At 48.6% G+C, this 19,326-nt stretch carries 20 protein-coding genes; 18 read left to right on the forward strand and 2 right to left on the reverse strand.

Annotation, left to right across the window (positions count from 1 at the left end):
• Nucleotides 1–338 precede the first annotated feature (338 nt).
• The 6 genes from P3L47_RS04505 to P3L47_RS04530 all read left to right on the forward strand — a co-directional run bounded on the left by P3L47_RS04505 (nt 339) and on the right by P3L47_RS04530 (nt 3,802).
• Nucleotides 339–1,091, forward strand: a complete 753-nt coding sequence (locus P3L47_RS04505; RefSeq protein WP_277782821.1) for a hypothetical protein — start codon at nt 339–341, stop codon at nt 1,089–1,091.
• Between the two features lie 84 nt (nt 1,092–1,175).
• Nucleotides 1,176–1,664 (forward strand): hypothetical protein, encoded by a 489-nt coding sequence (locus tag P3L47_RS04510; protein ID WP_277782822.1) that lies wholly within the window; start codon nt 1,176–1,178, stop codon nt 1,662–1,664.
• Nucleotides 1,664–1,924, forward strand: coding sequence for a hypothetical protein (locus P3L47_RS04515; protein ID WP_122361407.1), 261 nt, complete (start codon nt 1,664–1,666; stop codon nt 1,922–1,924). The genes P3L47_RS04510 and P3L47_RS04515 overlap by 1 nt, the downstream gene beginning before the upstream one ends.
• Nucleotides 1,896–2,210 carry a PDDEXK family nuclease gene (locus P3L47_RS04520; RefSeq protein WP_277782823.1) on the forward strand — a complete coding sequence of 105 codons (315 nt, stop codon included), beginning with the start codon at nt 1,896–1,898 and terminating at the stop codon, nt 2,208–2,210. Before P3L47_RS04515 ends, P3L47_RS04520 begins: the two co-directional genes overlap by 29 nt.
• A gap of 12 nt (nt 2,211–2,222) precedes the next feature.
• Nucleotides 2,223–3,104: a DUF4373 domain-containing protein gene (locus P3L47_RS04525; RefSeq protein WP_277782824.1), complete on the forward strand. Its 882-nt coding sequence runs from the start codon at nt 2,223–2,225 to the stop codon at nt 3,102–3,104.
• Nucleotides 3,101–3,802 (forward strand): hypothetical protein, encoded by a 702-nt coding sequence (locus tag P3L47_RS04530; protein WP_122361409.1) that lies wholly within the window; start codon nt 3,101–3,103, stop codon nt 3,800–3,802. Before P3L47_RS04525 ends, P3L47_RS04530 begins: the two co-directional genes overlap by 4 nt.
• Before the next feature lie 5 nt (nt 3,803–3,807).
• Here the strand turns inward: P3L47_RS04530 and P3L47_RS04535 are convergent, their stop codons facing one another.
• Together P3L47_RS04535 and P3L47_RS04540 are read right to left on the reverse strand one after the other, a co-directional pair.
• Complete coding sequence (locus P3L47_RS04535) at nt 3,808–4,767, reverse strand: helix-turn-helix domain-containing protein (protein ID WP_122361410.1); 960 nt, start codon at nt 4,765–4,767, stop codon at nt 3,808–3,810.
• Nucleotides 4,768–4,900: 133 nt separating this feature from the next.
• Nucleotides 4,901–7,078 (reverse strand): sensor histidine kinase, encoded by a 2,178-nt coding sequence (locus tag P3L47_RS04540; RefSeq protein ID WP_277782825.1) that lies wholly within the window; start codon nt 7,076–7,078, stop codon nt 4,901–4,903.
• A 203-nt stretch (nt 7,079–7,281) separates the two neighbouring features.
• Here P3L47_RS04540 and rpoN point away from each other — a divergent pair, with 203 nt between their 5' ends.
• The 12 genes from rpoN (at nt 7,282) to P3L47_RS04600 (ending at nt 19,326) form a co-directional block, all read left to right on the forward strand.
• On the forward strand, nt 7,282–8,736 hold the full coding sequence (gene rpoN / locus P3L47_RS04545; RefSeq protein WP_277782826.1) for an RNA polymerase factor sigma-54: 1,455 nt from the start codon (nt 7,282–7,284) through the stop codon (nt 8,734–8,736).
• Between the two features lie 12 nt (nt 8,737–8,748).
• The gene (locus P3L47_RS04550; RefSeq protein ID WP_122361413.1) at nt 8,749–9,369 is read left to right on the forward strand and encodes a phosphatase PAP2 family protein; all 621 of its coding nucleotides are present in this window, start codon (nt 8,749–8,751) and stop codon (nt 9,367–9,369) included.
• Between the two features lie 16 nt (nt 9,370–9,385).
• Nucleotides 9,386–9,766, forward strand: coding sequence for a glycine cleavage system protein GcvH (gene gcvH / locus P3L47_RS04555; RefSeq protein ID WP_122361414.1), 381 nt, complete (start codon nt 9,386–9,388; stop codon nt 9,764–9,766).
• Nucleotides 9,767–10,273: a 5-(carboxyamino)imidazole ribonucleotide mutase gene (gene purE, locus P3L47_RS04560; RefSeq protein ID WP_028730303.1), complete on the forward strand. Its 507-nt coding sequence runs from the start codon at nt 9,767–9,769 to the stop codon at nt 10,271–10,273. It begins immediately after the preceding gene.
• A gap of 108 nt (nt 10,274–10,381) precedes the next feature.
• On the forward strand, nt 10,382–12,220 hold the full coding sequence (locus P3L47_RS04565) for a 4-hydroxy-3-methylbut-2-en-1-yl diphosphate synthase (protein WP_277782827.1): 1,839 nt from the start codon (nt 10,382–10,384) through the stop codon (nt 12,218–12,220).
• A 126-nt stretch (nt 12,221–12,346) separates the two neighbouring features.
• A complete protein-coding gene (gene dut / locus P3L47_RS04570) occupies nt 12,347–12,781 on the forward strand; it encodes a dUTP diphosphatase (RefSeq protein WP_277782828.1) in 435 nt (144 codons plus the stop codon).
• 16 nt (nt 12,782–12,797) lie between these two features.
• Nucleotides 12,798–14,558 carry a tetratricopeptide repeat protein gene (locus P3L47_RS04575; RefSeq protein WP_277782829.1) on the forward strand — a complete coding sequence of 587 codons (1,761 nt, stop codon included), beginning with the start codon at nt 12,798–12,800 and terminating at the stop codon, nt 14,556–14,558.
• Nucleotides 14,555–15,409 carry a lipoprotein insertase outer membrane protein LolB1 gene (gene lolB1, locus P3L47_RS04580; RefSeq protein ID WP_277782830.1) on the forward strand — a complete coding sequence of 285 codons (855 nt, stop codon included), beginning with the start codon at nt 14,555–14,557 and terminating at the stop codon, nt 15,407–15,409. The genes P3L47_RS04575 and lolB1 overlap by 4 nt, the downstream gene beginning before the upstream one ends.
• 2 nt (nt 15,410–15,411) lie before the next feature.
• On the forward strand, nt 15,412–16,710 hold the full coding sequence (locus tag P3L47_RS04585; protein ID WP_277782831.1) for a murein hydrolase activator EnvC family protein: 1,299 nt from the start codon (nt 15,412–15,414) through the stop codon (nt 16,708–16,710).
• Between the two features lie 176 nt (nt 16,711–16,886).
• A complete protein-coding gene (locus P3L47_RS04590; protein WP_277782832.1) occupies nt 16,887–17,417 on the forward strand; it encodes a chromate transporter in 531 nt (176 codons plus the stop codon).
• A 1-nt stretch (nt 17,418) separates the two neighbouring features.
• Nucleotides 17,419–17,970: a chromate transporter gene (locus tag P3L47_RS04595; RefSeq protein WP_277782833.1), complete on the forward strand. Its 552-nt coding sequence runs from the start codon at nt 17,419–17,421 to the stop codon at nt 17,968–17,970.
• A 258-nt stretch (nt 17,971–18,228) separates the two neighbouring features.
• On the forward strand, nt 18,229–19,326 hold the full coding sequence (locus P3L47_RS04600) for an efflux RND transporter periplasmic adaptor subunit (RefSeq protein WP_277782834.1): 1,098 nt from the start codon (nt 18,229–18,231) through the stop codon (nt 19,324–19,326).

Genomic DNA, 19,326 nt, shown 5'->3' on the forward strand with positions numbered 1-19,326 from the left:
TTTCTTCCGAATGAAATTTCATTTTCTCTCGGAAGAAATTTTATTTTCTCCCGCAACCCCTTTTTTCACGCTCCGGAAGACCGGTTCGGAATAAACATAGAAAATAACAATAAGAAAAATCACATTCGTTAACAATCGGTCGTATATATATAAAAATTCGTATGGGTACTATATTAAAAAGGGGATAGCCAACAAATGTTAAACACCTATTTTAATCCATTGAAATATAAGGTATATACAAAACATATAATTATCTTTGCAATGGAAAGATAACCAATCCGCAACTATGTGATCGATTACCTTATCCATATTATTTAATAACCATAAACATTATTTCTTTGAAAAAGGAAGAGGCGTTAGCAAAGAAACAGGAGACGTTGACCGTCGCTGTTCAAAAAGGAGTAGGCATACTCAGTGAAAATGCCAAACAAAGCCTTGCTTGTAAGTCGGAAGGCCATCGATTAATCGACCGGATCAACCACGAAGGAGGCGTGAACGAAACCTTAGCTCTCGAAATCGAAAGCTATCTCTCACATTGTCGTAGCATACTATCGACTATGGGCAACACCCGAAAACCATTTACCAAACAACTGACGGAGGTACAAAAACTATTCGTTTCACTTGAAAATGAGATCGATCCCACGAAAAAGGACAGTCCGGCAAATGAACTGGCAGACCGTCTCAGCGCGTGGGAACTCGCCCGGATACGCGAAGCCGAAAAGGAGGAACAGCGTCTGATGGCTAATTTTCAACGCACCGAAAAGCGTCTTGCCGGACGCGAAGACCTGAACGACGCTCAGAAAGCCACAGCCCTCAGCCGTGCAGAAAATCGCCTGCAATCCGGATGTGCTATCCTGAAAATGAATGCCATAGCCACCGAACTCATGCCTGTTGCGACTGAACCCGAAGGTTATATCGACCTGCTGCGCCTATGGTGGCAGGAAATCGGTAAAAATCTGCCCGACAGCAATTTACAGCGCATCTTCCGCCCGATGTTGTCGTATGCCCGCAAGCAAGCCCGCAAAAACATCCTTATCGACAGTGTTTACGTAGAATACCGCCCGGTTCCGAAAGGGATCCAGGCGGCATGATTCAGGCACAGATTTCACGGTATTCAAGAACCAGGTACACGGATGACGTGGATTTGGTTCTTTATTAGCACATTAAAAAATAAGATGAATAAAATTTCAACAACCTTTTCTCTGATTTCCGTCAAGGACGGGAAATTCAAAGCCCGCTATGAAGTCTTTACGGAAAGTACGGGTGACAACCGCGTGATCACGTATGAAAATACGGATCCTGTGCACAATGATCAGATCGAAGCAATGCAACGACTGGCGTATCATATGGTTAATTTTGTAGAAGTGGCGGCAAACAGCGACAGCCTGCTCATCACCGGTTTCCAACGTCAGAACTGCGGCAACGCGCAATTGCTGACCATCTATGCCCGCATGGAAAACCACCGGCACGACTCCTGTGGCAATATCGTCAGCCGTTTTTACATCGGCCGTGACGAATACCCTTCGATCGACTTGCTGCTGGAAGACCTTTCTGCCTGCGAACGCGAGGCACTGGCGTATATCGAAACCGGCAAGCGTCTGGAGCACGACACGTTTATCCGTTTGGACGAAACCGATTTATCCATCCTTCATTCTGCTGCCTGATGAAAAGATGTACACTCACCATCGGCTGCCTCCTGGGAGACCAGGCGGCAGCTTGCCTGATGCGACTGATTACAGGCGAAAAAGGTTCGCGCAATTACAGTTATTCGTGCGGAGAGGAATACGGATATTTCTACGATCCGTTCCTGAAAAAATGGATGGCATTCGACAACCGGCACAACACCTGCCTGGTCGAACAGTGCAACACCTCGAAAGAGGCCGAAAACTTTCTCTATGACGACGGAGCCTTATTCGCCGCTTAGCGAGCTGATCCGTAAGCATACGGGCGAGGAAGTGGTGGCGGAATACCGTTTTCATCCTTCGCGGGACTGGCGGTTCGACTTCGCCATCCCTTCCCGCCGCGTGGCTATCGAGGTGGAAGGCGGCGCCTTTAACGGTGGCCGCCATATCCGCCCCGACGGTTACCTGCGCGACATGGAGAAATATAATGAGGCGGCAGTCTCCGGCTGGTGCGTGATACGCGTGCTGCCGTCGGAACTGCTGACGTTTAAGACGGTGCGGCTCATTATTCGGGCGATACAAAATTAATTTATTACAATCATGGCAAGACCCATAAAGAAAGGACTGGATTATTTTCCGGTCGATACCGATATATTCGATAATATACAAGTGCGTAAACTGAAAAGCCGGTACAAAGCATCCGGCTTCTTGATTTACTTCACTATTCTATGCGATGTTTACAAGAAAGAAGGCTATTTCCTTCAACTCTCGGACGATTATGTGTATGACCTTTCCGACCGTATCGGCGAAACGGAAGAAAGAGTGCAGGAGGTCATCTCATTCTGTTTGCAGACCGATTTGTTTAATCGTCGGATATACGAACTCTATAAAGTAATAACGTCTAAAAGTATTCAAGTAAGGTACATTCAAGCACAGAAGCGGAGCAAAAATACCGTTCGCGAAGAGTTGGACTGCATTCATGTAGCAGAAACCCCGGTTATTGTTGCAGAAACTATCGAAAATACGACAAAAAGTGCACATATTATATTAGATAATATTAAACTAAATATAGAGAGTGAGAGTGCGCGCGAGGAGCCGATTGAAATTCCGGAAAAAAGTTTCGACGAAAAGTGCGCTGCGTGGCAGAAGGAGCTACTCGAAGACGAAGAATGGTGCGCTTCGTCCGTAAGGCAATCCGGACTGGGAACAGACTTCCATGCCATGCTTCCCGCCAAGATGCAGGAGTTTCAGGATTTCATCATTGCCAACAACGAGAAAGAATCCATCTGCTCGAAACAAGACTATGCTCGCCGTTTCTATTTTTGGTGGCTTTATCACGGGCTGAAAAAATATTCCGGCGGCAATCAGCCGGGGTTGCTCGTTCGTGGAAAGGAGAAGCAGAAATCACGGATAGAAGAAATCATCGACCTGGGGAAAAGTTCGACCGAACTGGCTCTCCAATTTTATAAAAATGCCGTATGAGCCTGGAAATCCGTTTACGCCAAGCTCTCGGTGACCGCCGGATTGCAGCCTATAGCGTGGAAGAACTGCTTCCGGCGGTCAACACGGTCCTGCTTCAGGCGTATGTGCTTGTCGGTTTCACTCCACCCAAAAGTGCGGATGTGGCACTGCTGACCAGCAAACTGGCTGCCGACTTGCAGGAATCGTATCCTTTTCTGACCTTGCGGGAACTGTCGCTCTGTTTCGAACTGGGTGCCAAAGGCGAATATGGCGACTTTATGGGGTTGAACCTGCGCACGTTTACCCGCTGGCTGAAAACGTATCAAACAAGCGAATTGCGTTACCGTGCGGTTGTGGAACGTGACAGGCAGGCGCAGGCGGCTCTTCCGCCGGTCTCCGAAGCCTATAAGGAAGAACACGAACGGACATACCTGCTCCGTGTGTTCGAGCAATACCGTGCCGGCTATCCGCTTGACCGCCTTTATCCGGCACGTGTCTATCGTTCCCTGCAGGAACGCGGCATTATCCGCAACACACCGGAAGAAAAGTGGGCAGCCGTACGGCAAGCAGCCGGATACCAGCCTGCCGGAAATATGATCGTCAGCGATGACGTCCGGCAGGTGTTGGTGAAACAGCAGGCGATGGCGATTCTTTTAAAACGCTTTTTCGACCGGCTGATCAAGGAAGAAAAGGAATTGTTCGGAAAGACGGCAGCGTGAGGAAACTAGAGCGACTCCACAATCCTGCGCTGTTCTTCAAAAAAGACAATGCGGTCTTTCTCTCCGCTCCTCGAAATCAGCGTGGAAGTCCGGATCAGCGACTGCATCCATTTCTTCATCCGTTGGAAGATAGCCTCGTCCGGAGAGGTGGCATCATTCAACGTAAAAGATTTGATCATTGTCAGATGGCAATGATGCGTTTCCACATAACTGTAACTGGTTTCAAAATTCACACTGCTGACAAAGAAATGGACATTCTTTCCTTCTCTCCAAAATCCCCTGGCTGCAAGCGCTTCCATATCATCTATAAATGTCAGCAGCTCCTTTTTCAGCACTTCTATCTCCTGGCGGGTTATCAGGTAAATACTGGCAAAATATTTAATGTCATTTACCAGATATCGGAAAGTCATGCTATCCATAATATGATAGGCGTTGGCAGCCTCACGCGTCTCCATAACGATCTCGCTGTTGATCAGCAACAAACGGTCCGGCAGGACAATCTCGCTGAATTTAACAGGCATCGCATTACTGCACTGATACATCCATTTGAAAAGATAGAACTGGTAAATATGCCTGTAGTCCAAGACCAGCGACTGGGGAAGAATATTCAAAGCTCCGCCGACTTCCGAATCCGGATCATCCTTGAGATATCTCAGTTCGTTTACGAAATGCTCAAGCATATCGCAATCCTCTTCACTCGGATTCAGGAAATTCACCATCTTCAACTGGAACGGCCTGCTTTTACCCGAGGCACACCCAATGATATGATCCAGCGAAATATCCAGCTTATCGGCAATAATCGCTATTTCGAAGATAGTAAAAGGGACATCGCCTCGCAACCTGCGATAGACGGCTTCTTTTTCCAGCATCAAAAGATCGGCCAATTGGTTTGTCAGTTTTCCTCTACCCGGGATCTTCTCTTTAATGGCCGCTACAAGATTTTCATACAACAGGTCATTCTTCATAACATAATCATTTTTTCAAATTTGGTCTTCAGTTCCCGGCGTTTATTCTAAAAAAACGACATTTCTGTCCTCTACAAATATAGGCAAACTTTTGATTATGTCTCTGATTATATCCGCTTATTACCTTTATTTTTTAATCACAAGGCAATGTAAACCAAAACCTTGAACCCTTCCCAGGCGTTGAATCCACACCGATCTCGCCTTGTAAGGCTTTGACGATCGTTTTACAAATAGACAGGCCAAGACCTGTGCCCTGCCTGAAAGAGTCCACTTTGGTAAACCGCTCGAAAATCGTATCGATATGCGCCGCAGAAACACCGATGCCGGTATCGCTAACCTCAAACAGCACATGATCCTCTTTCACGCTATAGGAAAGGCTTATATGACCTTGTTCAGTAAACTTAATGGCATTCGAGAGCAAATTGGACATCACCTGCGTCACTCGTTTCGGGTCCGTATAAAGTATTTTATCCGGCAACGCATCCAGGTCGCAGATCATGGTGACACCCTCCTGTACTTTCAGCGAATGCACCTTATATTGTTCACGGCATATTTCCTTTATATTGACATCGGTCAGCGAATAGTCCATCACGCCGGACTCTATCTTCGAGAAATCCAGGATATCGGTTATCAGGCGAAGAAGCAAGTCGCAGTTCTGGTTGATGATCTTCACATATTCATCTTTCTCCTCTTCCTCATCCATTTCGGCCAGGATGCCGGAAAAACCGACTATGGCATTCAGCGGCGTACGTATCTCATGACTCATATTCGCCAGGAAAGTCGATTTCAACATATCCGCTTCACGTGCTTTCTGCATTTCCAGTTCATTCTTTCGCGACTCGTCGCGTGCCTGCTGTAATTTCTCTTCCAGCTGCTTTTCAGCCGTTATATCCGTGATGTAGCAAACGACCTTGCTGGGATGCCCGTCTTTATTGATCTTATGGGCCTGTGCATTGATGCGTACCCAGGCTGGTTCTTCACGAACAAACATTTTACAGACGAAACTACAGTTATTGATATCTCCGCGGACGACCTGCAAGAGCGGCTCCATATTATTGGTCGGAACATCTCCGAAGCGCCCCAAATTCCACAATTCCTGGATAGACAGATAATTATGCGTCTTCAGGTAATTGAACAGATGATTGGAGCTGGAATGATCGTTCAGCACAGGATCGATATACAATTCATCCTCTTCCACATTATACTCTCCGACAATCGAACGACCGGACAAGAGCACGGCTTTCAGAATAGCCAGGTTGTTCCTGGTCTGCTCCGCCTTGCGCTGCACGTCCGTATTATCAGAGATGATCAGCAAATATCCCACCCGTCCGAACTCCGGATCGTTCAGGCTGATCCCTTTTACCTGCAGATATTTGATCTGGTCGACAAAAGCAGACGGATAATAGCTGGAACTCTGTATGATACTGAAATCATACACAAGAGGAAAACTGAAAGCCCTCCCGCTTTGGATGCCTTTCAGCATCTTGGCGGGAACAGCCGGATTCTCAAACAGGTTGACCCCCAAAAGGTCTTTACGCGTGGAACCGAAAATATGCGCATCGGCTTCGTTAATATCCACCAAATATCCTTCCGAGTCATACAGTTCCACACCGATAGGCAGATTATTGAAGAACTGTTTAAACTTGGTACTGAGTTCCGCCAGATGTTTCCGCGACTCTTCCAGGCTTGCCTGCGTCTCCCAGCGTTCTATGATAAGGGAAAACATATTGGCTATTATATGCAGGTCTTCTATTTCCGTGGCCGTCCAAGAGCGCTGTACACGCACCGAATCAAATCCGATAAATCCTTGTATCCTGTTATGGAAAGAAAGCGGTATTATAAGCATGGATTTCAATCTCTGCAATTCAAATAACCGTTTATCCGTTTCTGCTTCCGCCGGCAGGTCGCACAGGTCGCACATGACGATATCGCGCCCGCTCTTCACGGTCTTCATGATCCAGGGAATCGTCTCGTCCGTCAGTTCCGAATGATTTTCTTTGGGAGCTTCTACCCATTCGCTCATCACCTCGCAGGGAAAATAAGCGGTCCGCCCGTCTTTCTCGAAGATGGCGACATAGCCCCAATCCGCATCGAAAAAGTTCAGCAACAAACTCATGGCTTTCTCTATCGGCTGCTGTTCTTCATTGAACAACAATACAAGCACCTCGGATATAATACGCTTGATATTCGAAGCTTCCGTAACCGGATTTCCGGCATTCACACGCTGCCTCTCGTCTTGTGCTTCCAATAATCGTATTAGTTCTTCTCGGGATAACTCGCTATATTTGTTTTTTGTTAGCGTTGATATCATACTAGTGAAACTTTATAAACGCAAAAATATTGAATAGTTTTGATTTTTAAAGCATTTCAAGAAAGTATTTCTTCTGCCGACATGTTAAAAGTGATCCGGATTTGCCCGGTAAACGGATTCTTTAGAACAATTATGCTTTTAATCATAAGCGGGTTCACCGTAAAAAGTTATATTTGCATGTTCTAATGTAGACGATTTTAAATATGTTGAAGCAACAGTTACAACAAAAGTTACAGCAAAAGCTCTCTCCACAGCAGATCCAGTTAATCCGGCTTCTGGAACTTCCCGCCATCGAGCTGGAAGAACGCATCAAGCACGAACTGGAGGATAACCCTGCACTGGAGGAGGGAAAAGACATTGCGGACGACTTTGAACGGACTGACGACGAGGGAGTTGATGATATATCTACAAACGAAACAGAGACAGACCTCTCGCTCGGAGACTATATGAGCGAAGATGATATACCGGACTATAAGCTCCGGGAGATCAGTGAAAAGACAGAACGCAAAGAGGATATTCCCTTTTCCGTAAGCCAGTCGCTGAACGAATATCTGCTCCAGCAGCTCGGACTGCGCGACCTGCCGGAAAAAGAAGTAAAAATAGCCGAATACATTATCGGAAATATAGACGACGACGGTTATCTGCGCCGTGAACTGTCCGCCATTGCCGACGACCTGGTGTTTCAGGCGGGACAGGATGTCGACGAAAAAGAGATAGAAGAAGTCCTTGCCATCATACAGGACTTCGACCCCGCCGGTGTCGGTGCCCGTAACCTGCAGGAATGCCTGTTACTGCAACTGGGTCGCAAGGAACCGACCGAAGGGACCCGGTTGGCGATCCATATCCTCACCGACTATTTCGAGGAGTTCACCCGCAAGCATTACGATAAGATCCTGCGGGGGCTCAACATCAGCGAAGCGACCCTGAAAAAGGCGATTCACGAAATAATCGCCCTCGATCCTAAACCTTGCAGCAGCTGGGGCGGTTCTATGGAAGTAGCCATGAGCCAGGTCATTCCGGACTTCCTGGTCGAAGCTGTAAACGGTGAGCTGATCCTGAGCATGAACAACCGCGACATTCCCGATCTGCGGATCAGCCGCGAGTATGCGGAAATGTTCCAGGACTACGCAGGCAACAAGGCCAACCAGACATCCAAGATGCGCGAAGCGGTACAGTTTGTCAAGCAGAAGCTGGACTCCGCCCAATGGTTTATCGATGCCATCCGGCAACGCCAGGAAACCCTGCAGCGCACCATGGAAGCGATCATCCTCCTGCAGCGGGACTTTTTCCTGACAGGCGACGATGCAACGCTGCGACCGATGATACTGAAAGACGTGGCCGAACGTGCCGGATACGACATTTCGACCATTTCGAGGGTTAGCAACAGCAAGTATGTGCAGACCAATTTCGGCATCTACCCTCTGAAATTCTTCTTCTCCGAATCGATGCAGACCGACAGCGGCGAGGAAATATCCACCCGTGAGGTGAAGAAGATCATGAAAGAACATATAGACAGTGAGGATAAACGTAAACCGCTTACCGACGAGGAGCTCACCACGATCCTGAAGGAGAAAGGGTACGTAATCGCCCGCCGTACAGTCGCCAAATACCGGGAACAACTCGATATACCGGTTGCAAGGCTCAGAAAAGAAATCTAAATTTGAAGCGTTATGAGATTGTTTTCAAATATAATATCCGGAATGTTCCACCCGTTGCTGATGGTGACGTATGGAGTCATACTGGCATTGTCGTTCACTTACCTGGCGATCTACCCGCCCACCATGAAGATGTTCCTGGTCGGAGGAGCATTCCTTTCGACTGCGGTCGTACCGGGTATTTTCATCTTCCTGATGGTCAAGAACGGGGCTGCCGGCGACCTGGAACTGACGGACCGCAAGGAACGGGTCGTCCCGTATCTGATTATTATCACCTCCATCATGGTCTGTATCTTCTATATGTACAAAATGATGATCCCATTCTGGTTCCTGTCGCTGATGATGGGTGCCTGCGTCGCACTGATCATCTCGTTGTGCATTAACTTTTACTGGAAGATCAGCGCCCACACCCTGGGCATCGGAGGACTTTTAGGGGGTATCATGGGGGTGGCACGCATCCACCTGATCAATCCTTACTGGGGGTTCATTATCATCCTCCTGGCAGCCGGGCTGGTCGGTACTTCGCGTATCTTCCTGAAAAGGCATACGCCCATGCAGGTTTATGCCGGCTTTTGTCTCGGTTTTATATGTACCTTTGTAGCCTCATTATTGAGTTATATCTATTTATTCATCTAATAAAAACACTAAAGTTATGAACTTTCCTGCTGATTTAAAGTACACAAAAGATCACGAATGGATTCGTGTAGACGGCGCTGTTGCCTATGTTGGTATCACTGACTACGCTCAGAGCGAATTGGGCGAAATCGTTTATGTAGACATCACGACAGAAGGTGAAACAATTGCCAAAGAAGAAGTTTTCGGAACTATCGAAGCTGTAAAGACTGTTTCCGACCTGTTCATGCCGGTAAGCGGTGAAGTGATCCAGGGTAACTCTGAACTGGATGACAAACCTGAACTGGTAAACGAAGATGTTTACGGAAACGGCTGGTTGATCAAGATCTCCATCTCTGATCCTTCAGAACTGGACGACCTGTTGTCGGCTGCCGAATACGAACAATTGATTGCTAAATAAATGACACCTGTAGTAAGCATTATCATGGGCAGTACTTCCGATCTGCCCGTAATGGAAAAAGCAGCCAAACTGCTGGACGAGATGGAGATTCCGTTCGAAATGCATGCGTTGTCTGCACACCGCACTCCGGCTGAAGTGGAAGCTTTTGCCAAAGGAGCCAAAGACCGCGGTATCAAAGTTATTATTGCTGCAGCCGGTATGGCAGCACATTTGTGCGGAGTGATCGCCTCCATGACTACCCTTCCGGTAATCGGTGTGCCCATCAACTCCACACTCGACGGTATGGATGCCCTGTTGGCTATCGTACAGATGCCTCCGGGAATCCCTGTTGCCACTGTCGGTATCAACGGAGCATTAAATGCCGGAATCCTGGCCGTTCAGATGCTTGCTGTCGGAGACGAACAACTCCAGGGTAAGCTGGCCGACTACAAGGAAAATCTGAAGAAAAAGATCGTAAAAGCCAACGAAGAGCTGGCTCAGGTATCTTTTAAATACAAAACAAACTAGTTGACAGTTGACAAGTGACAGTTGACAGATGGGCTTCACGCTCGGCAAATATGTCAACTGTCAACTGTCAACTGTCAACTGTCAACTGTCAACTGTCAACTGAAAGAAATGGAACATCTTTTTAACTACAGTCGTCGTAAATCATCTGTTGTCAATATAGGAAACACGCCACTGGGAGGCGAAAATCCGATACGTATCCAATCCATGGCCAATGTATCCACGATGGATACCGAAGCAGCTGTCCGCCAGGCTATCCGTATGATCGAAGCCGGCTGCGAATATGTACGTTTCACCGCACAGGGTGAACGTGAAGCCCGTAACCTGGGCGAGATCCGGAAAGAACTGAACAGCCAGGGATACACGACTCCGCTTGTCGCCGATATTCATTTCAACCCCAGGGCCGCCGACGCAGCCGCCGAAGAGGTGGAGAAAGTGCGCATCAACCCCGGTAACTATGTTGACAAAGTAAAGACATTTGACCTTCTGGAATATACCGACGAAGAATATGCCGCCGAATTGCAGAAGATACGCGACCGTTTTGTCCCTTTCCTTGATATTTGTAAAAAACACGGCACCGCCATCCGCATTGGCGTAAATCATGGTTCACTGTCCGACCGCATCATGAGCCGGTACGGTGATACTCCGGAAGGAATGGTTGCTTCCTGCATGGAGTTTCTGCGCATCTGCCGGGATGAGAATTTCCCGGATGTAGTGATCTCCATCAAAGCCTCCAACACGGTCGTCATGGTACGCACCGTACGTCTGCTTGTCCGCACGATGGACGCAGAAGATATGCACTACCCGCTCCACCTGGGTGTGACCGAAGCCGGTGACGGCGAAGACGGGCGCATCAAAAGTGCCGTCGGCATTGGTACCCTGCTGACCGACGGGATAGGCGATACGATCCGCGTATCCCTCAGCGAAGATCCCGAAGCGGAAATACCTGTCGCCCGTAAACTGGCGGACTATATACAGGAACGCCGGGAGCACAGACCGATCATTGCCTCGCCCGCTCCCGGATACGATCCGGTGACAGCCTCACGCCGCATCAGCCGTGTGACGGAAGGCATCGGAGGTAATTTCCCTCCCGTCGTTATCTCGGACCGCAGTAACGGCGACTTTGAAATCGACTATTCATCCCTGCCCGATTATATCTACATCGGAAAGGAAGATCCGGACAATCTGCCCGAGACATTCCGTCTGCTGGTAGACGCTCATTTCTGGAAAGAACGTCCGAACGTCTATCCTTACTTCATCGCTTCCGAGATAGAAGAGATGAAAGAACTCAACGCTCCGCTGAAATTCATCCGCTTGACCTACAACGACCTGACGGACCAGACACTGGAGATACTGAAACAAGATAAAACTGCCGTAGTAGTCCTGAGCACCCACCATCGGAACGGTGTCGGTTCACAGCGTGCCGCCATGCACAAGCTGCTGGCTGCCGGTTGCGATATCCCCGTCATCCTGCACCGCGACTATCACGAAACAGACAAGGAGTCTTTACAGCTTAAAGCGGGGGCAGACTTCGGCACCTTGTTGCTCGACGGCTTCGGCGACGGTATCATGATTCATAATCATGAGCTTGAAGCCCCTGTTATCGACAACTATATGTTCGGTATCCTGCAGGCAACCCGTTCACGCATCAGCAAGACGGAATATATCTCCTGCCCGAGTTGCGGACGTACACTCTACGACCTGCAGACGACCATTGCCCGCATCAAGGAAGCGACCTCGCATTTGAAAGGGCTGAAGATCGGCATCATGGGCTGTATTGTAAACGGCCCGGGCGAAATGGCAGATGCCGATTACGGGTATGTCGGTGCCGGACGCGGACAGATCAGCCTGTATAAAGGCAAGGAGTGCGTATTGAAAAACATACCCGAAGAAGATGCTGTAGAACGTTTAGTTCAGTTAATAAAAGAGAACGGAGACTGGATTAATTGACAGTTGACAGATGACAGATAAGAAAAGGAGTAGTTAACAATATATAGCAAGCTAAAACAACTGTCAACTGTCACTTGTCAACTATCAACTTTTCCATATCTTTGTCCGTCAAACAAATAAGAACAAATGGAAGTAAAAATAATAAACAAGTCCCATCACCCTCTCCCTGCCTATGCGACAGCATTGTCTGCCGGCATGGACATTCGTGCAAACCTGACAGAGCCCGTAGTGCTGAAACCGTTGGAACGCAAACTGATCCCGACAGGATTATACATTGCCCTCCCGGAAGGTTACGAAGCACAGATGCGCCCTCGCAGCGGATTGGCACTGAAACACGGCATTACCCTGCTGAACACTCCGGGAACGATCGATGCGGATTACCGCGGCGAGATCGGCGTCATCCTGGTGAACCTCTCATCCGAACCCTTTACCGTAAACGACGGAGAACGTATCTGCCAGATGGTGATCGCCACCTACAACCAGGTAAGCTGGAAGCCGGTGGAAGTGCTCGACGATACGCAGCGCGGTGCCGGAGGTTTCGGACATACCGGTAAAGAATAATATAGAAAACGAACATATGCTGAAACAAGTAATATACGGGATACTCTTTTCACTCTTCCTGCTCGCCGGAATCCACCCGCTACATGCGGAAGAAACCCGGAAAGAAACTCCCACCAAGGCAAACGGATTGAGTGAGGCTGAACGGAGAAAATTCGATTATTTCTTCCTTGAAGGGCTGAATCTGAAGACATCCGGAAAATTCGACGCTGCTTTCGATGCATTCAACTATTGTCTCGCCATCGACTCGACGGCATCGCCTGTACTCTACGAACTATCCTCGTTTTATGTGCAGATGAACCGGCCGGAAAAGGCAGTCGATATGTTGCAGCGTGCCGTTGCCAACAGCACGGACAACTTCACCTACCGGATGGCACTGGCTACGATCAGCCGCAACCTGGGTATGTACGGAGAAGCTGCCGATGAGTATGAGAAACTGGTGAAAGCCTTTCCCGGAAAGACTGAACTGAATTACTACCTGGCAGAAGCACTGACACAGGAAGGCGAGATCGGCAAAGCCATCGATGCGTATAATGCCCTCGAATCGTCCATCGGCATGAACGAAGCCCTTTCCATGCAGAAATACAAGCTCTACAACCAGTTGGAACAGTCGGACGCCGCTTTCAAAGAAATAGAGAAACTGGCAGCCAAATATCCGATGGAGGCGCGCTACCAGATCATTCTCGGTGACCTGCATCTGGAGAAGAACGATACGGTAAAAGCGCGTTCGTATTACGACAAAGCGTATGAGATCGATTCGGGCAATCCCTATTACATCGTATCCATGGCGAACTACTACGAAGCAACCGGCAACAAAGACGCTGCCGAAACACAGATACGCAACGCCCTGATCAACGAGAAACTGGATGTAGATACCAAAGTAGCCATCCTCTCCCGTTACATCCTGAAACTGCAGCAGACACAGAAAGGGACAGACAGTGCGAATGCCCTGTTCCAGACATTACTGGAGCAGCATCCCGAAGATACCGACCTGAAACAGATGTACGGCAGTCTGCTGATCGCACAGGGAAAGACGGACGAAGCCCGTTTCCAGTTTCAGCTTGTCACTGAGATGGAGCCGGAAAACGCCGCAGCCTGGCAGCAACTGCTGAACATGTCGCTGAAAGCCGAAGATATTCCGGAGGTGATCCGCATCTGCACCAAATGTCAGGAACTCTTTCCGGACGCTCCCGAATATTACTTCTACCTGGGTATCGCCTATTATCAGCAGGAGAAATACCAGGAAGCCCTGAATACCTATTATGCGGGCATCAATATCATCCCGGCAGAGAATCCCCGGTTAAAGTCCGACTTCTACGGTCAGATCGGCGATATCTACTATCAGATGAAACAGATGGACCAGACCTACAAGGCATACGACGAGGCACTGAAATATAACGACAATAATATCGTTGTCCTCAATAACTATGCCTACTTCCTTTCGCTGGATAAAAAGGACCTGAAAAAGGCAGAACGCATGAGTGCCCAGTGCATCAAGCTCGAACCGGACAATGCGACGTATCTGGATACCTACGCCTGGATATTCTTCGTACAGGGCAACTATACCCTTGCCAAGATATACATCGAAAGTGCATTGGAAAAAGACACGACCAAAAGCGCAGAGCTGGTCGACCATTACGGAGACATCCTGTTCATGACAGGAGATAAGGACGGTGCCGTCGCCCAATGGAAGAAAGCCCGTGAGATGGGAAAAGAGAGCGAGACACTCGACCGCAAGATCATTGAAGGCAAATATATCGAAGAGGAGGAAGCCAAATGAGAATCCCGTTCCTAACGCGAGTACAACTGCCGGCACTGATAGTCGTATGCTTCTTACTGGTCCTGTCGGGCTGTAAATCGTCGAAAAAGGTCGGAACGGTTGTTTCCGGCGGTGCCAAGGCGCACAATGAATTTTTTGAAGCGATGGAAGAGCACTCGTTCCAGTTCAATACGATGACTGCCCGCCTGAATGCGGAGCTGAAAGGCACTAAAAATAACATGAGTTCACGTGTGGACCTGAAGATGGTCAAAGACAGTGCATTCCAGTTATCCGTCCAGCCGTTCCTGGGTATCGAAGTGTTCCGTGCCGAGTTTACGGTCGACAGCATAAAGGTGGTAGACCGTATGAACAAACGCTATGTAGCCGAACGCTATGCCGACCTGAAAGGACAGACTCCGATCGAGTTCAACTTCTACAACCTGCAGGCGTTGTTCACCAACCATATTTTCCTGCCGGGACAGCAGTTTATCGAACCGAAACAGTTCAAACGTTTCAAGCTGAACCAGGAAGGATCGACGGCTGAGATCCGGATCAAGGATTCACTCGGACTGCTTTATACTTTCTTTGCCGACGGCGAAGAGAAGTTGCTCTCAACCTACATCACCGATCCGTCCGAACAGTATGCCTTGCAATGGGATTATGCCGACTTCCGCATAACGGACGGACAACCGTTCCCGCAGTTGATGGACGTAAATGTGCTGGCTAACGGCTCCTCTCAGGGTGGAATCGCTTTCCGTTTTTCCCGCATACAGACAAATGTGCCGGTTAATTTGGAGTTTTCCATTCCGGCTAAATATAAACGTATTACCTTTGCACAGATCCTGAAGTCAATCAGTAACAGTCAGAAATAGAAATGAAATACACTTGGTTTGTCATATTCACGTTAACTGCCCTGACCGCCTTCGGTCAGAAGTCAGCCCGGGTGAGACAGCTCGAAGAACAGCGTAAAAAGGCGTTGGCGGAGATCGAAATGACAAACCAGTTGCTGAAAGAAACTACCCAAACGGCACAAAACTCGCTCAACCGCTTGAACCTGCTTTCGCAGCAGATCCTTTCCCGAAAGAAAGTGATCAGCCTGCTCAATCAGGAGGTAGGCGAACTGGATGACCAGATCGTTGCTTCCCGCCGGGAAATCACCAGGCTGGAAAAAGAATTGGGCGGCAAACGTGACAACTACGGCAAGTCCATGCAAAGTATGTTTAAACGCCGCAGCTCACAGGACAAACTGCTTTTCATCCTCTCTGCCGACAACTTCGCACAATCCATGCGCCGCATGCGTTACCTGCGCGAATATGCCGACTGGCAAAAACAGCAGGCTACCGAGATCATCGACAAGCAAACCGAGATAGCACTCAAGCAGAAAGAGCTTGAAAAAACACGTTCCGAAAAGAATGCGTTGCTGAGCACCCGCGAACAGGAAAGTAAAAAGCTCCAGACCGAAGAGAACAACCAGAAGGTCGAAGTACAGCAACTCAGTAAGAAACAAAAGGAACTGAAAGAACAACTCCGTAAGAAACAACAGCAGGCGAATGCCTTGAACCGTCAGATCGAAAAGCAGATCGCCGAAGAGATAGCCCGTGCCGAAGCCGAAGCAAAGGCTGCCCGCGAGCGTGAACGCCGTGCCCGTGAAAAGGCGAAAGCCGAAGGCAAAGCACCAGCCAAAGAGCCTATACAGGAAGAGCGTGTAGCCGATACAAAAGGCGGTTATGCCATGACCCGGGCGGAAAAGAAACTTTCCGACGACTTTGCCGGCAATCGCGGACGTTTGCCGTTCCCTGTCGCCGGACGTTATACCATCGTCGGCACTTTCGGAGAGCAACAGCACCAGGAATTGAAATATGTACGTACCAACAATAGCGGTATCGACATCCAGACTACTCCGGGAGCAGATGCCCGCGCCGTATTCAATGGCGAAGTGACCCGTGTATTCGTGGTTCCGGGTTACAACAACTCTGTCATCATACGCCACGGTAACTACCTGACGGTCTACAGTAACCTAAGCCAGGTATATGTAAAGGCAGGCGACAAGGTCAGCACCCGCCAGGCAATCGGCAAGATATTCACCGACACGGAAAACGGCAATGCCACAATCCTCCACTTCCAGCTTTGGAAAGAAAAAACGAAACTGAATCCTTCGCCCTGGCTCGACTAAGCAGTTGACTGTTGACAGAGGACAGTTGACAGTTAGGCTTCGCATTCGGAACAAAAAAAATATTGAACCTAAATAACCGCCCCTACATTCATTGCGGATAATAACTGTCAACTGTCACTTGTCAACTGTCAACTGAAAAAAGTTTCCTATCTTTGTCCCCGATTAAAAAGAAGATTATGTATTGGACGCTCTTTCTTACGTTCCTCAAAATAGGCGTGGGGACGATAGGTGGCGGATACGCCATGTTGCCGCTAATTCAGCGGGAAGTCGTAGACCGCGGTTGGTTATCCAAAGAAGATTTCATCGACCTCTTCTCCGTCGCACAGTCATTACCGGGTATCTTCGCAGTAAATATCTCCATCTTTGTCGGCTATAAACTGAAAAAAAGTATGGGAAGTGTAGTCTGCGCCCTGGGTACGATTCTGCCGTCTTTCGTGATCATCCTGCTGATCGCTACGTTCTTTACCCAGGTGCAGGACAATGAATGGGTGGAAAAAATATTCAAGGGGTTGCGTCCCGCTGTTGTGGCGTTGATCGCTGTTCCCTGTATTACTACGGCACGTTCCATCAAGCTGAATTATGTTTCGATGCTGATCCCCATCGCAGCAGCGTTGCTTATCTGGATAGGAGGCGTTTCGCCGGTATGGATCATTCTGGCCGCTATTGCCGGAGGATTGGTGTATGGTTTAAAGATAAAGAAGAATTGATATGATCTGGTTACAGTTACTTTATGTCTATCTGAAGATCGGAATCTTCGGTTTTGGTGGCGGATATGCCATGCTCTCGCTGATACAGGCGGATGTAGTGGACCGCTATGGATGGATTTCCCTGCAGGAGTTTACGGATATTGTGGCGATCTCGCAGATGACACCCGGACCGATCGGGATCAACAGTGCGACTTATATCGGTTACACAGCCATTCACAATGCCGGATACTCGCCGTTCATGGCTGTTCTCGGTTCGTGCCTGACTACATTTGCCGTGTGTCTGCCTTCGTTCATCCTGGTATTGGTCATTTCCTACTTCTTTGCCAAATTCAAGAACAACAAATACGTCGTAGCCGCTTTCACCGGCCTGCGCCCTGCCACAGTCGGACTGATAGCTGCCGCCGCCTTACTGTTGATGAACAAGGAGAACTTCATCGACTACAAAAGTTTCCTGATCTTCGGTGCCGCCTTTATCCTCACCTGGAAGTTCAAGATCCACCCGATCCTGATGATCGCATTGGCAGGAATCGCCGGAGTGATACTGTATTGGTAAAACATATGCCTTTTACATCATATCCGTCCCCATAAGAGAAAATACTGTTTCTTCCGAGAGAAAATATAGTTTCCTTCGAGAGAAACTTTTGTTTCCCCCGGAAGAAACTATTCTCGCTAAGGCAAAAGTATCGTTGTTGGTTGCATATTTCTATCACTTCGCATTAAACCTTTTTCCTTCCCTCTTGTCTATATTTTGATTCTGTTGTGTATCTTTACACGCCTATTGATAAGTTTTAAAGTAGATACCATTGAAAATATGACGAAGAGAGTGAAGTGGGGCGTTACCGCTGCGATCTTCCTGATGATTGCAGGGATGATTGCTTATCCACAGATTAAAAACCAGTTGACAGCATCCGGCAAGGATTCCGTTGTACCACCCGCACCGGGAACAAGTGCACGTAAACAGGTGCTGAACATTAACGCCGAAGTATTGAAATTTCAATCGCTGACCGACAAAGTAATCAGTACAGGCAGTATTATTCCCGACGAAGAAGTAGACTTATCCTTCGAATCGTCCGGAAAAGTGGTGAATATCTATTTCACCGAAGGTACGCATGTAAAAGCCGGCGACCTGCTTGCCAAGATCAATGACAAACCCCTGCAAGCACAGCTCCGGAAACTGGAAGCCCAGATTCCGTTGGCAAAAGACCGGGTATACCGCCAGCGCACCTTGCTGGAAAAAGACGCGGTCAGCCAGGAAGCCTACGAGCAGGTGACTACCGAATATGAGAAACTGATGGCAGATATCGATCTCGTAAAGGCCAACATCCTGCAAACCGAACTGCGCGCGCCTTTCGATGGCATCATCGGTCTGCGTTCCGTCAGTGAAGGGGCGTATGTGTCTCCTACTACCGTCATTACCAAGCTGACTAAGATATCGCCGTTGAAGATCGAGTTCTCCATCCCTGAAAGATATGCAAACGACGTGAGCAACGGGACGACGATCGTCTTCCGCCTGGAAGATTCGGACGGTATCATGCGCGATTACAATGCCAAAGTATATGCCGTCGAAAGTAAAATGGATATGACAACCCGTACCCTGAAGGTACGCGCCACTTATCCGAATACGAACGAAACGATTTTCCCCGGACGCTATACCTCCGTCGAGATCACCAAACGCGAGATCATGAACGCACTTGCCATTCCGAGCGAGGCGCTGATCCCGGAAATGGGCAAGAACGTCGTTTATCTCTACAAAAACGGAGTAGCCGACCCGACGGAAATAGAGATCGGCCTGCGTACCGAAAGTCACGTACAGGTACTCAAAGGTTTACAACCCGGCGACACGCTGATCACTTCGGGTGTGATGCAGCTCCGGACCGGCATGAATGTTACTATTGATAATCTGTATTAA

Origin of the sequence: Parabacteroides chongii (genome assembly GCF_029581355.1) — a bacterium.
In the GTDB taxonomy this organism is placed as follows: Bacteria; Bacteroidota; Bacteroidia; order Bacteroidales; family Tannerellaceae; genus Parabacteroides; species Parabacteroides chongii.

Coding starts and splice junctions, on each gene's coding strand:
- lolB1 (WP_277782830.1), top strand. CDS start 14,555: ATGAGAATCCCGTTCCTAACGCGAGTACAACTGCCGGCACTGATAGTC.
- P3L47_RS04510 (WP_277782822.1), top strand. CDS start 1,176: ATGAATAAAATTTCAACAACCTTTTCTCTGATTTCCGTCAAGGACGGG.
- rpoN (WP_277782826.1), top strand. CDS start 7,282: ATGTTGAAGCAACAGTTACAACAAAAGTTACAGCAAAAGCTCTCTCCA.
- P3L47_RS04595 (WP_277782833.1), top strand. CDS start 17,419: ATGATCTGGTTACAGTTACTTTATGTCTATCTGAAGATCGGAATCTTC.
- P3L47_RS04530 (WP_122361409.1), top strand. CDS start 3,101: ATGAGCCTGGAAATCCGTTTACGCCAAGCTCTCGGTGACCGCCGGATT.
- P3L47_RS04600 (WP_277782834.1), top strand. CDS start 18,229: ATGACGAAGAGAGTGAAGTGGGGCGTTACCGCTGCGATCTTCCTGATG.
- dut (WP_277782828.1), top strand. CDS start 12,347: ATGGAAGTAAAAATAATAAACAAGTCCCATCACCCTCTCCCTGCCTAT.
- P3L47_RS04590 (WP_277782832.1), top strand. CDS start 16,887: ATGTATTGGACGCTCTTTCTTACGTTCCTCAAAATAGGCGTGGGGACG.
- P3L47_RS04575 (WP_277782829.1), top strand. CDS start 12,798: ATGCTGAAACAAGTAATATACGGGATACTCTTTTCACTCTTCCTGCTC.
- P3L47_RS04525 (WP_277782824.1), top strand. CDS start 2,223: ATGGCAAGACCCATAAAGAAAGGACTGGATTATTTTCCGGTCGATACC.
- P3L47_RS04550 (WP_122361413.1), top strand. CDS start 8,749: ATGAGATTGTTTTCAAATATAATATCCGGAATGTTCCACCCGTTGCTG.
- P3L47_RS04535 (WP_122361410.1), bottom strand. CDS start 4,767: ATGAAGAATGACCTGTTGTATGAAAATCTTGTAGCGGCCATTAAAGAG.
- P3L47_RS04515 (WP_122361407.1), top strand. CDS start 1,664: ATGAAAAGATGTACACTCACCATCGGCTGCCTCCTGGGAGACCAGGCG.
- purE (WP_028730303.1), top strand. CDS start 9,767: ATGACACCTGTAGTAAGCATTATCATGGGCAGTACTTCCGATCTGCCC.
- P3L47_RS04540 (WP_277782825.1), bottom strand. CDS start 7,078: ATGATATCAACGCTAACAAAAAACAAATATAGCGAGTTATCCCGAGAA.
- P3L47_RS04565 (WP_277782827.1), top strand. CDS start 10,382: ATGGAACATCTTTTTAACTACAGTCGTCGTAAATCATCTGTTGTCAAT.
- P3L47_RS04585 (WP_277782831.1), top strand. CDS start 15,412: ATGAAATACACTTGGTTTGTCATATTCACGTTAACTGCCCTGACCGCC.
- P3L47_RS04520 (WP_277782823.1), top strand. CDS start 1,896: ATGACGACGGAGCCTTATTCGCCGCTTAGCGAGCTGATCCGTAAGCAT.
- gcvH (WP_122361414.1), top strand. CDS start 9,386: ATGAACTTTCCTGCTGATTTAAAGTACACAAAAGATCACGAATGGATT.